Origin of the sequence: Actinobacillus pleuropneumoniae (assembly GCF_003290385.1) — a bacterium.
Classification (GTDB): Bacteria; Pseudomonadota; Gammaproteobacteria; order Enterobacterales; family Pasteurellaceae; genus Actinobacillus; species Actinobacillus lignieresii.
The window spans coordinates 1679011-1691542 of the sequence record NZ_CP030753.1 but is presented as its reverse complement, the minus strand read 5'-3'; the positions used below and the strand labels follow the sequence as shown (position 1 = coordinate 1691542).

The 12532-nt window shown below is 41.9% G+C and carries 9 protein-coding genes; 2 read left to right on the top strand and 7 right to left on the bottom strand.

The features are described 5' to 3' along the window. Nucleotides 1–7 precede the first annotated feature (7 nt). Nucleotides 8–2995, bottom strand: coding sequence for a ribonuclease E (rne, locus tag DRF63_RS07885; protein ID WP_005620573.1), 2988 nt, complete (start codon nucleotides 2993–2995; stop codon nucleotides 8–10). A gap of 400 nt (nucleotides 2996–3395) precedes the next feature. Here rne and DRF63_RS07880 point away from each other — a divergent pair, with 400 nt between their 5' ends. Beyond that, nucleotides 3396–4472: an RsiV family protein gene (locus tag DRF63_RS07880; protein ID WP_005598659.1), complete on the top strand. Its 1077-nt coding sequence runs from the start codon at nucleotides 3396–3398 to the stop codon at nucleotides 4470–4472. Nucleotides 4473–4541: 69 nt separating this feature from the next. On the opposite strand, the gene DRF63_RS07875 is transcribed toward DRF63_RS07880, so the two are convergent. Both DRF63_RS07875 and ubiD read right to left on the bottom strand, forming a co-directional pair. Next, a complete protein-coding gene (locus tag DRF63_RS07875; RefSeq protein WP_005598662.1) occupies nucleotides 4542–5063 on the bottom strand; it encodes an isoprenylcysteine carboxyl methyltransferase family protein in 522 nt (173 codons plus the stop codon). A 149-nt stretch (nucleotides 5064–5212) separates the two neighbouring features. Next, the gene (ubiD, locus tag DRF63_RS07870; RefSeq protein ID WP_005598664.1) at nucleotides 5213–6676 is read right to left on the bottom strand and encodes a 4-hydroxy-3-polyprenylbenzoate decarboxylase; all 1464 of its coding nucleotides are present in this window, start codon (nucleotides 6674–6676) and stop codon (nucleotides 5213–5215) included. A gap of 145 nt (nucleotides 6677–6821) precedes the next feature. Here ubiD and znuA point away from each other — a divergent pair, with 145 nt between their 5' ends. Further along, nucleotides 6822–7799 carry a zinc ABC transporter substrate-binding protein ZnuA gene (gene znuA, locus DRF63_RS07865; RefSeq protein WP_005598666.1) on the top strand — a complete coding sequence of 326 codons (978 nt, stop codon included), beginning with the start codon at nucleotides 6822–6824 and terminating at the stop codon, nucleotides 7797–7799. Nucleotides 7800–7897: 98 nt separating this feature from the next. On the opposite strand, the gene DRF63_RS07860 is transcribed toward znuA, so the two are convergent. From DRF63_RS07860 to glmM, 4 genes are all read right to left on the bottom strand, one after another. Beyond that, the gene (locus DRF63_RS07860) at nucleotides 7898–8821 is read right to left on the bottom strand and encodes an IS256 family transposase, variant Zn-binding type (RefSeq protein WP_420313772.1); all 924 of its coding nucleotides are present in this window, start codon (nucleotides 8819–8821) and stop codon (nucleotides 7898–7900) included. A 160-nt stretch (nucleotides 8822–8981) separates the two neighbouring features. Next, nucleotides 8982–10211 carry a phosphoglycerate dehydrogenase gene (gene serA, locus DRF63_RS07855; RefSeq protein WP_005598673.1) on the bottom strand — a complete coding sequence of 410 codons (1230 nt, stop codon included), beginning with the start codon at nucleotides 10209–10211 and terminating at the stop codon, nucleotides 8982–8984. 143 nt (nucleotides 10212–10354) lie between these two features. Beyond that, nucleotides 10355–11014: a ribose-5-phosphate isomerase RpiA gene (gene rpiA, locus DRF63_RS07850; RefSeq protein WP_005598674.1), complete on the bottom strand. Its 660-nt coding sequence runs from the start codon at nucleotides 11012–11014 to the stop codon at nucleotides 10355–10357. A 146-nt stretch (nucleotides 11015–11160) separates the two neighbouring features. Next, nucleotides 11161–12495 carry a phosphoglucosamine mutase gene (gene glmM, locus DRF63_RS07845; RefSeq protein ID WP_005598675.1) on the bottom strand — a complete coding sequence of 445 codons (1335 nt, stop codon included), beginning with the start codon at nucleotides 12493–12495 and terminating at the stop codon, nucleotides 11161–11163. Between the last annotated feature and the right edge of the window lie 37 nt (nucleotides 12496–12532).

Below are 12532 nucleotides of genomic sequence, written 5' to 3'. Positions count from 1 at the left end.
TTATCTGTTATTCATGATCCGTATTGGCAACACGAGGGGCGGAGTGAACATGGCTCACCGCACTTGAATGTCCGCCAAAACCTTTTCCGTAGAAATAGTATTTTGATTGAGTCCATTCGTTTACCGTAACTGTTTCCAACGCTTTTTCCGGCGCAGAAGCAACCGTCATTTCGGCTTTAGTGTGCATTACTCGAGAGAATGTACCTAAACGACCGTTAAAGCTATAGTCACTTTGGTAATTGGAAACCGGCACGCTAATAGCTTCCGCCGTAGCATTTCCAATTGCCGGGGCTTGTGTCGCTTGCGCTTGGAATTTTTGTACTCGTTCGTTCTTCTCTTTGACAAGATCACGATCAGAATGTTGAGAAACAAAACCGCCTAACGGCGCAACGTGTTTTGCCATTGCTTTTTCAACCAGTTGTTCGTCCGCTTGTTCGCTTTCTTCAACCTGATGGTGTAAACGCGCTTTGTTTTCTTTAACCAAATCACGATCCGATTGCTGTTTAATAAAGCCGACAACCGGCGCAACGGAACTTGCGCTATTGTTCTCGATATTGCTTTCTACAATCGGCTCATTTACTTCCGTAGTTTGTTGCTCAAGCATTTCATCTACCGATAAGAAACGCGCTTTTTCTTCCGCTTTGCTATTCGGTTTATTTGTAGAAACCGGTTCGCTGAATTTCACCCAAATCTTACCGCTTGCCATTTCCGGCGATGCAACCGCCGCCGCTAAAGGCATTGCCGCCACAACATTTTCTTTACGGTTATTGTTGTCTCGACGGCGTTGGTTACCCACACGAAGATGACGAGGAAGACGACGCTGACGACCGTTTTCACGAACATCTTGACGCTCTTCATTAACCGTTTCAGGTTGAGTTTCTTGTGCGACTAGCGGTTGAATTTGCGCGATATTTTGCACTTTTTCTTCAATCGGTTGCGTACTCGGCTCAGTGGTGGCAACCGATGCTTCAACGTTTTCTACGCGTACTTTTTTACGTAAATCACGACGTTGGCGGCGTTCTGTCGTCGCGTTGTCTTTGTTCGAACGTTGTTCCGTTTGTGTTTCTTGAACACCGGCAACTTCTTCAACTACTTGGCGGCGCGCTTTTTTCGCCTCATTACGTTCTTGATTACGTTCCTGACGTTGCGCTTTTTGCTCGTCTTGCGCTTGCGTTTGTTTGCGCTCTTGACGATCAACACGATTCGGACGTTCGCGACGATTACGACGATCACGCTGGTTACGTGCTTTCGGCTTCGGTTTTTCTTCCGCTTTTTCTTCAGGTGCGAAGAAACTTTTCACTTTTGCAATTAAGCGACTTAGGAGCGAAGGTTTTGCTGGCTCTACCGGTGTCGGTGCCGGTTGAAGATTTAACTCGGAACTTTGTAATACGGATTCCACCGTAATAACCGGCTCATTACGTGTTACTAATACTTCTTCTGAAACTGTATGTGTATTTAGTTGAGTATCTTCTTCACGATCATGATAATGCTTCGCTAAATCATAACTCAGTGTCGGTAGCACTTCGTTTTCACGTAAACGATAGACGCTGAAATGCGGTGTTTCCATGCTTTCTGTCGGTACAACCACCACTTGTACATCGTGGCGTTTCTCAATACTTGAAATCGCTTTACGTTTTTCGTTGAGTAAGTAAGAGGCAATTTGTACCGGCACGATGGTGTGAACTTGTGCGGTATTTTCTTTGATCGCTTCTTCTTCCAATAAACGTAAAATTGAAAGTGCGATAGATTCGTTATCACGTACTTTACCCGTACCTTGGCAACGAGGACATACGTGACTTGACGCTTCGCTGAGTGACGGGCTTAAACGCTGACGGCTCATTTCTAATAAGCCGAAACGTGAAATACGACTGAACTGAATACGTGCACGATCTTGGCGTGTCGCTTCACGGATACGGTTTTCCACTTCGCGTTGGTGACGCACCGGAGTCATATCGATAAAATCGATGACAATCAAACCGCCTAAGTCGCGTAAACGTAATTGACGTGCAATTTCGTCCGCCGCTTCTAAGTTGGTATTTAACGCAGTTTCTTCGATATCGCCGCCGCGGGTTGAGCGTGACGAGTTAATGTCAATCGCCGTTAATGCTTCGGTCACGTCGATAACGATTGAACCGCCGGACGGTAAACGCACTTCACGTTGGAACGCCGATTCGATTTGCGATTCGATTTGATAATGACTGAATAGCGGTACTTCGCCTTCGTATAAACGCACACGATTAATAAAATCTGGACGTACTAAACGAATATGATTTTTTGCTTTTTCGAAGATCTTTTTATTATCAATTAAGATTTCACCGATATCACGGCGGAGGTAATCACGAATTGCACGTACAATCACATCACTTTCTTGATGGATAAGGAATGGTGCAGGACGAGATTCCGCCGCTTTTTTGATCGCTTCCCAATGATGTAACAGAACTTTTAAGTCCCATTGAAGTTCTTCCGGCGATTTACCCACACCGGCAGTACGTACGATTAAACCGACGTCTTCCGGCACGTCCAAGCAATCTAACGCTTCTTTTAATTCCAAGCGTTCGTCGCCTTCGATGCGGCGAGAAATACCGCCCGCACGCGGGTTATTCGGCATTAACACTAAATAACTACCGGCAAGCGAGATAAATGTGGTGAGCGCAGCGCCTTTATTGCCACGTTCTTCTTTACTCACTTGCACGATCACTTCTTGCCCTTCTTTGATAATATCTTTGATATTCGGGCGACCGTTGAATACGTAATCCGCAGGGAAGTATTCGCGAGAGATTTCTTTTAACGGAAGGAAACCGTGACGTTCCGCACCGTAATCTACGAATGCGGCTTCAAGACTTGGCTCGACACGGGTAATTTTCCCTTTGTAGATATTGGATTTTTTTTGTTCGTGTCCCGGGCTTTCGATATCTAAATCGAATAAACGTTGCCCGTCAACGAGCGCAACGCGCAACTCTTCTTTTTGAGTCGCATTGATTAACATTCTTTTCATTGTGTTTTCTCATTTTTCATTTTTGTTTTTACATTGCCGACAGAATTAAACGTCCTTTTATATGGCAGTAATGCGCAAAGTTAAATCCATTTTGTTACATAGAATACCTGTGTATTCTTCTCGGATTTGAGGGGCAGTCTCCCGACTGTCGAAAGTAGGTGTTAATTAAGCGGCTCAAGGTGACGCTTTTGTCTTACGTTTCATTCTTCTTGTCTCGAACGAACTGCAAAATCAATCACTTAGGCTTGCGGATTCAATGATTGGCAAGCGGTGCTTTTTTCATTGTTTTTTGCAAATAGTCCGACAATTTCGCCGGATAAAAAAGCGTTTTATTATCGCATTTTAACCCTGTAATAAGCAAGGTAAATATCGTAGGTTCGCCTGCGTAAAAAATAGGAAAATGATTGCAATTTATGGTGTTTTTGTTATTTTTGTCGGTAATTTAACCGCTTTAATTAAGGAGTTTATGATGAACAAAACGGCACTTGCGCTACTGTTTTCAGGGATATTCGTACTGTCCGCTTGTGATGATAAAAATACGCAGGTATTAATCGAGAAATTACAACAAGCCGAACAAAAAATTGCTCAATTAGATGAACAACTTGCAAAATCTCAGCAAGAATTGACCGCTTTTCAGCAATCGATTACGGGAAAATCGGATTCCGCATTAGCCTCTTTTCCTGCGTTGAATGTTGAAATCTATCCGTTTTTTGCCAAAACCGAACGAGTAAAATTCAAGCCGCAAGCCAAGCAAGAACAAGCGATTCTTTCCGCCGAACAATATTATTTTGTCAGTCTTGCTAAAACCGGTTTTGAATGGTTGGATAATTTATTGGCGAAACAGATTTTAATCAGCTATCAGCCTGTTCCGGCGGATGCCGGCAGTAAAATCGATCGTAATGCGATAAACGGCGATGAGTTAAATCAGTTGAAAACGGTATTAGAAAAAGATTATCAGGAAAGTTTAGAAACTTTAAAAGAAGGAATGACACTCGGCATTTCTCGCACAGCGGAAACGATTTATTTAGGACAACGTCATAATATCGTGATCTTTTTCCAAAACTACGACGAATATAGTGGCGGTGCGCATAATAACTACCACACCAAATATTTTAATATCGATGTAAATAAAAAACGTATTATTTTACTGGATGACTTACTCTCTCCGGCAAAACAAGTGGAACTCTCTGCGATTTTGTGGAGCCATTACGAACAGCGTAACGAACCGGATGCAAACGGCAAATACAGCACCTTTACCCCGAAACAAGACTTTTATGTTTCGGAAGATTTCTTATTTACCGATGATGGGGTGAAATTTATTTATCCGCCGTATGCGTTAGGTCCATTCGCTGAAGGTGAAATCAGTCTTACAGTGCCTTGGTACGAAATTAATCAGTTACTCAATCCGGAATATCAACGTAAACCGAAAGACGGCTACGATTTAGCCCCGGATCATATCCAAGCCGAGAATGAGTAATTAAACCATAAAAGCAAGCGGTCAAATTTGCAGAAAATTTTGCAAATTTAACCGCTTGTTATTTGGTGTTTATTTAACTTGCTCAAATAACGGCTTCATCACTTTTTCTTCTTGATAAATGCGAACGCCTAACACAACGAGGTAAACGGGGAATAAGTACATCAATGTGTTCCACGCATGGCAAAGTAGTATCACGCCGATTAATTCCGGAATGATATTGAGAAAATAGTTAGGGTGTTTAATCGTTCTGAATAACGTTGAAGTATTAATTTTATGGTTTGGTAAAATATAGAGTTTTACCGTCCAAATTTCTTTTAACTCGTTGATCACCCAAAAGAGCGCAATATAAGCGAAAAACAAGGTAACTGTGCCGATCGTGCTGAGATAGTCCCAATGATGCGCAAAATAATTCGCTTCAAACAAGGCGGAAGAATAGAATAGCACATGCACAATAGATAATAGTTTTGAATTTTTACTGCCGTGTTGCGTAGCACCTTTTTGGATAAGCGCTTTCTCATTGCTAATCGAAATACTCAAACTATACAAACGAACAATAAAAAAGCTAATAAAGGTAAGATTTACCAGTAACATAAGTTCTCCTTTTATAAATAGTAATAGAAAATAAAAATCAAACACGGTGAAAGCTGCCGAAATAAGCTGTTTTTATTCGGTAAATTTTTAAGGAAATTTAACCGCTTGCTCTTGTGATTTTTAGCGAACTTTTCACCGTATTATTAAAGTTATAGCCCTAATTGATCCCAAATTTCATCAACAAGTTTAACGACATTCGGATCTTTTTTAATCGGTGTACCCCATTCACGACTGGTTTCACCCGGCCATTTATTGGTGGCATCAATCCCCATTTTTGAGCCTAAGCCCGCAATCGGTGAAGCAAAATCCAAATAATCAATCGGTGTATGGTCAATCAAGGTGGTATCTCGGATCGGGTCACAACGTGTGGTAATCGCCCAAATTACGTCTTTCCAATCCCTTGCGTTTACATCGTCATCACAGACAATCACAAATTTGGTGTACATAAATTGACGGAGGAACGACCACACTCCCATCATTACCCGTTTTGCATGACCGGCATATTGTTTTTTAATCGTTACCACCGCAAGGCGATAAGAACAACCTTCCGGCGGCAAATAGAAGTCCACGATTTCCGGAAATTGCTTTTGCAAAATCGGAATAAACACTTCATTTAACGCTTCGCCGAGAACTGCCGGCTCATCCGGCGGACGACCGGTGTAAGTCGAGTGATAAATCGCATCACGGCGCATGGTGATATGCGTTACGGTAAATACCGGAAAATACTCTTGTTCATTGTAATAGCCGGTATGATCGCCATATGGGCCTTCCAGTGCCGTTTCATTCGGGTCGATATAACCCTCCAATACAATTTCCGCACTTGCCGGTATTTCCAAATCATTACTAATTGACTTGGTTACCTCGGTTTTCTGACCGCGTAATAAACCGGCGAACGCATATTCCGATAAGGTATCGGGAATCGGTGTAACCGCCGCTAAAATGGTTGCCGGATCGGCACCGATAGCCACCGAAACCGGAAACGGTTTATCCGGATTGGCTTCCTTCCATTCATGGAAATCCAACGCCCCGCCACGATGCGATAACCAACGCATAATCAGCTTGTTCTTGCCGATCAGCTGTTGGCGATAAATCCCAAGATTTTGGCGTTTTTTATAAGGTCCTTGAGTAACGGTTAACCCCCAAGTGACAAGCGGTGCAACATCGCCTTCGTGACAATGCATAATCGGTAATTTATACAGATCCACCTCATCGCCGCTTAATACCACTTGTTGGCAATCCGCTTTACCCAAGACTTTGCTCGGCATATTCAGCACTTGTTTCCATTGCGGTAATTGTCCGATCAGCTCTTTAAAACCTTTCGGCGGCTCAGGCTCTTTAAGAAACGCCAATAATTTCCCTAGCTCTCGCAAGGCGTGCGTATCTTCTTGCCCCATACCTAATGCGACACGTTTCGGCGTGCCGAATAAATTACACAGCACCGGCATTCGGTAGCCTTTCGGGTTTTCAAATAAAATCGCCGACCCGCCCTTACGTAAAGTGCGGTCGGAAATTTCCGCCATTTCAAGATAAGGATCGATCTCTTGTTTTATACGAACCAGTTCGCCTTGGCCTTCCAGTAATGTTAAAAATTCACGTAAATCTTTGTATTTCATATAGGTAAAAAATCAGAAAAATTCGACCGCTAGTATATAGAAAACAATCAATGAAAAATACCCATAAAAAAATTATGAGAAAGTGTATGATAATTTCATAAAAGTTTGATAGAATCGCTCAACTTTATTCTAAGAGGAGAATACTATGTTTAAAAAAACTACGTTGGCGTTAGCCATGTTAGGAGCAACTGCGGTATCGAATGCAGACGTACTCACAACGATAAAACCGTTAGGCTTTATTGCAAGCGCAATTACGGAAGGCGTAACGGAAAGTAAGGTTTTATTACCGGTGACCGCTTCTCCGCACGATTACAGTTTAAAACCGTCTGACGTAGAACAGTTAAAATCAGCGCAACTCGTAGTTTGGGTGGGTGAAGATTTAGAAACGTTTTTAGAAAAAAGTATCGACAAATTACCGAAAGAGAAAGTGCTTAGTTTAGACGGTGTACCGGCAATTAAAGCGATTGTCGATGCAACGGAAAAACATGATAACGATGAAAAGCACGAGCATGATCACGACCATAAGGACGATCATAAACATGACCACGACGATCATAAACACGACCATGCAGGGCATGATCATCACCATGATCACGAAGGGCATAGCCATGATAAAGATTGGCATATTTGGTTCTCACCGGAAGCAAGCCTTGCCGCGGCGGAACAAATCGCAGCACGTCTAAGCGCACAATTACCGGAACAAAAAGCGAAAATTGCGGAAAACCTTGCAACATTTAAAGCAAATTTAACCGCTAAAAACGAACAAATTCGCAATCAATTAGCAGCAGTAAAAGGTAAAGGTTATTATACTTTCCATGATGCTTACGGCTATTTCGAACGTGCTTACGGATTAACCTCATTAGGGTCGTTTACGATTAACCCGAGCGTAGCGCCGGGGGCGAAAACGTTAAGCGTAATTAAGAAAAATGTTGCGGCTCATAAAGCGCAATGTTTATTTGCCGAACCTCAATTTACCCCGAAAGTGATTGAAAGTCTCAGCAAAGGTACGCAAGTTAAAGTCGGACAATTAGATCCGCTTGGTGCGAAAATCGAATTAAGCCAAACGGCTTACCCGCAATTCTTACAAGCGATTGCCGATGAATTCAGTCAGTGCTTGAAATAATCGGCAGATAAAAGGCATAGTAGACAAAAAGGTTAGTATTTTGTCGAACTATGCCTCTATTGGACAAAAGGGTTGGTAATGATTATGTTTAGAAATTTTTACCGACTCTTTTTATTTAAAAAGTCCTGTATAAACAATATCTTATGCTTTCTCGTTAATCCGCTATGTGGGCGTAATTTGTCTTTTAATTCTTTAAATAATCCTTCTATTCGATTTGTCGTCTTTTCAATATTTAACTCAGGATACTTTTCATACGTAAAAATATAATCCATATAACGTTTTATACTTGTATAAGCACTTCTCACATTACGATGTTTATAAGGATATTTTCCTTTTTCATTCGGTTTATCTGACCGTTCCTCTAAAAAGGCTTTATGTTTTATTTTCCAGTGATGTATTTTTAAATAAAATTCATTTTTTGAACTGGCTTTTAACGTCTTTATTATCGTTTTTAATTCTCTTCCTGCGTGCGATTGATGCTTTTTTCTTAATGCTCTCATCACGATTGCTACTAAATGAAATTGGCATATTTGCGTGGGCGTATTCATTAAATCTTTCAATAAGCCACGCCTGCCATCACAGGTAATTGATTGAATGATATAGCCTTTTTCTCTTAAATGATTGATGGCTTTCTTGTAATAAATATCTTTTTCCGTTTTCACAATTTGGTGATAAACCACTTTGGTTGAAAGGCTATCAATAAAAACCATCACGCCAAAATCACGATGAAAGAAAGTAGTATCAATAATTAAGTTTAAATATTTATTTTGAGGGGCTTTTAAGAAGGCTTTAGGAGCCTTTTCTAAATATCGTTGAATCGTTCTTACTGAACACTGATATTTATTAGCGAGTTGTTGATATGTTTGTTTTCCAACAGAATAATCCAACCAAATTTGGGTCGAATTTAATTTAGATGTTAAGGTAAATATTTTATTGCAAGCTGAACATTTATAACGTTGAAGCTTATTTTTAAAGCCATACTTTTGTGTTTTGGAAGATTGACAAAAAGGGCAAGTTTTTATTCATATTTCAAAAAGGTAGGTTAAAGCCTTGTACTATAAGGCTTTAACCCACTTTTTACCAACCTTTTTGTCTACTATGCCTGAAGGTTAGATATAGAGATAAGCGGTGAAATTTGCATAAAACTTTGCAAATTTCACCGCTTGTCATTTTGTATAAATATTATGAAATCACACGGGCTTTGATTGTGCCGTCAATTTGTTGTAAGCGTTCTAACGCTTCGCTTGCATCGTCCAATTCCACATCAATAACCACATAACCGATATTCGGATCGGTTTGTAGATACTGACCGGCGATATTCACGTTGCCATCGACGAATACTTGGTTGATCTTATTTAAAATACCCGGACGGTTTTCGTGAATATGTAACAAGCGTTTCGCATCGCTATGCAGAATCGGTAACGATACTTCCGGGAAATTAACCGCTGAAAGGGTTGAACCGTTATCCGCATATTTCACGAATTTGTTTGCCACTTCCGTACCGATATTCGCTTGCGCTTCTGCGGTTGAACCGCCGATATGGGGTGTCAAAATCACATTATCGAATTGGCGTAGCGGTGATTCAAACGGATCATTGATTGAAGCCGGCTCTTCCGGGAATACGTCAATCGCCGCACCACGTAACGTACCTTGCGCTAAGCGTGCCGCTAACGCGTCAATATCCACCACCGTACCGCGAGCGGCATTAATTAATACCGAATCTTCTTTTAATTGCGCAATACGATCCGCATTCATTAAATTTTTGGTTGAGGCGTTTTCCGGTACGTGTAGCGAAATCGCATCGCAGCCGGCAAGTAGCTCGTTTAAGCTTGCAATTTGTTGTGCGTTACCTAACGGCAGTTTGTTCTCAATATCGTAAAAATAAACCTGCATACCGATAGATTCCGCCATTACGCTTAATTGCGAGCCGATATGACCGTAACCGACAATCCCTAATTTTTTACCACGTACTTCGTTTGAGCCGGCAGCCGATTTGTTCCACACACCGCGATGTACTTCGGCATTCGCTTTCGGCACTTGACGCATCAAAAGAATAATTTCCGCTAACACTAATTCCGCTACCGAACGTGTATTTGAAAACGGTGCATTAAATACCGGAATACCGAGACGTTTCGCTTCTTTTAAATCGACTTGGTTGGTACCGATACAGAAACAACCGATCGACACGAGATTTTTGGCGTGTGAGAGAACTTCTTTGGTTAGGTAAGTACGAGAACGTAAGCCGACAAAATGCGCATCTTTAATCGCATTAATTAATTCTTCGCCGTCCAACGCTTTTTTATGATATTCGATATTGGTATAACCTGCCGCTTGTAACACATCTAACGCATTTTGGTGTACACCTTCAAGTAAGAGAAATTTAATTTTTGATTTATCAATTTGAACTGTCATACTAGATTCCTGTTGTGCTTGTCTTTTATTGTGTTACCATTTTATAAAGATAAACACACGAAAAATTTTTGAATTTGATAGAAGTTATCGTCATAACAAATCAAGAAAAATTTTCGTGTGTTTTAAGATGGTGAATAGCGAATTTATTCAATAATTTTCGCACCTTCCGGCGTACCGACAATGGTTACGTTCGCATAGCGTTGCGCAAAGATACCGTTGGTAACCACACCGGCGATGTTATTGATGGTATGTTCCATTTTAAGCGGTTCGATAATGTGGAAATTATGCACGTCTAAAATTACATTACCGTTATCGGTGACCACGCCTTCACGGTATTCCGGCGAACCGCCTAATGCCACTAATTGACGGGCGACATACGAACGTGCCATCGGGATCACTTCGACCGGTAACGGGAAGGTTGTGCCTAATACGTCCACTTGTTTTGAACCGTCCACGATACAAACGAATTTTTTCGCCAACGAGCTAACGATTTTTTCTCGGGTTAATGCCGCACCGCCGCCTTTAATCATTGCGCCTTGAGGGGTAATTTCATCCGCACCATCGATATAAACGTCCAATTCGCTGACTTCATTTGCATTGAATACTTCGATGCCGATCGCACGTAAACGTTCTTCGGACGCTTTAGAGGCGGCAACCGCACCTTTAATTTGATCTTTCATAGAGGCTAACGCATCGATAAAACAGTTTACGGTAGAACCGCTACCCACCCCCACGATAGTATCCGGTTTGACGAATTGAAGCGCAGCTTGAGCGGCAATTTTTTTCATTTCTTGTTGGGTCATAATCCATCCTTTTTAATTAGTATTATTTTAAGATATAGGTAAACACGATACTTTTATTCGTTATCGTACAAACATCAGTCGTTAGTGATAAGCAAAGCGGTCGAATTTCCGCAAATTTTTGCAAAAATTCGACCGCTTGTCATCAGTTAGTTGCTTTTAACCGCTTCGACGATTTCTTCCGCACAGCTTTGTGCCAACGCACCGTCTTCGCATTCCACCATCACACGAATTAACGGCTCGGTACCGGACTTACGTAAAAGAATACGTCCTTTGCCTGCCAAACGTTTTTCTACATCTGCCGCAACTGCTTTTACCGCATCGCTTTCTAACGGATTTTTACCGCCTTCAAAACGTACATTAATTAACACTTGTGGGAATAATGGTACGGCGCGCGCTAAGTCATTTAAGCTCATTTTATGCGCTTCCATTGCGGCCAACACTTCAAGTGAGGCGATAATACCGTCACCGGTCGTATTTTTATCTAACACGATAATGTGACCTGAGTTTTCACCGCCCAATTTCCAGCCTTTTTCTTTTAATTGTTCGAGTACGTAACGGTCGCCGACATTCGCACGAGTAAATGGAATCGCTAAGTGTTTCAACGCCACTTCTAAGCCCATATTACTCATTAACGTACCGACTACACCACCGTGTAATTTGCCCGAACGTAATGCTTCACGCGCAATAATAAATAGGATCTGGTCGCCGTCCACTTTATTACCTAAATGATCCACCATCATAATGCGGTCGCCGTCACCGTCATAAGCAAGACCAACGTCCGCACCTGATTCAACCACCACTTTTTGTAACGCTTTAATATCGGTTGCGCCGCATTTTTCATTGATATTTAAACCGTCCGGCTTGGTACCGATTTCAATCACTTCCGCACCAAGTTCACGCATTACATTCGGTGCGATGTGGTAAGTTGCGCCGTTTGCACAGTCCACCACGATTTTATAACCTTTCAGGCTGGCATTTGCCGGGAATGTTCCTTTGCAGAATTCGATATAACGGCCAGCTGCGTCATTAATGCGCATGGCTTTACCTAATTGCGCGGATTCAACGCAATCCATCGGTTGATCTAATAACGCTTCGATTGCTTCTTCCACTTCGTCCGGTAATTTTTCCCCGACACTTGAGAAGAATTTAATGCCATTATCGTAATATGGGTTATGTGATGCGGAAATCACAATACCCGCTTCGGCACGGAAAGTACGCGTAAGATATGCGATTGCGGGAGTCGGCATTGGACCGACAAATGCAGCGGAAAGTCCTGCCGCCGCGAGACCGGCTTCTAATGCCGATTCCAACATATAACCGGAAATACGGGTATCTTTACCGATTAGCACTTGTTTAGTACCTTGGGTTGCCAAAATTTTACCTGCCGCCCAACCGAGTTTTAATGCAAAATCCGGAGTGATAGGGAATTGTCCTACTTTGCCTCGCACACCGTCCGTACCGAAATATTTACGTTCTGCCATTGTTAGATCCTTAAAAAAGAAGAGTGAAAACTGCCGA

What these genes read in the sequence shown, in the direction of transcription:
- rne (WP_005620573.1), bottom strand. Translation starts at nt 2,995, where the DNA reads ATGAAAAGAATGTTAATCAATGCGACTCAAAAAGAAGAGTTGCGCGTT.
- DRF63_RS07880 (WP_005598659.1), top strand. Translation starts at nt 3,396, where the DNA reads ATGATTGCAATTTATGGTGTTTTTGTTATTTTTGTCGGTAATTTAACC.
- DRF63_RS07875 (WP_005598662.1), bottom strand. Translation starts at nt 5,063, where the DNA reads ATGTTACTGGTAAATCTTACCTTTATTAGCTTTTTTATTGTTCGTTTG.
- ubiD (WP_005598664.1), bottom strand. Translation starts at nt 6,676, where the DNA reads ATGAAATACAAAGATTTACGTGAATTTTTAACATTACTGGAAGGCCAA.
- znuA (WP_005598666.1), top strand. Translation starts at nt 6,822, where the DNA reads ATGTTTAAAAAAACTACGTTGGCGTTAGCCATGTTAGGAGCAACTGCG.
- serA (WP_005598673.1), bottom strand. Translation starts at nt 10,211, where the DNA reads ATGACAGTTCAAATTGATAAATCAAAAATTAAATTTCTCTTACTTGAA.
- rpiA (WP_005598674.1), bottom strand. Translation starts at nt 11,014, where the DNA reads ATGACCCAACAAGAAATGAAAAAAATTGCCGCTCAAGCTGCGCTTCAA.
- glmM (WP_005598675.1), bottom strand. Translation starts at nt 12,495, where the DNA reads ATGGCAGAACGTAAATATTTCGGTACGGACGGTGTGCGAGGCAAAGTA.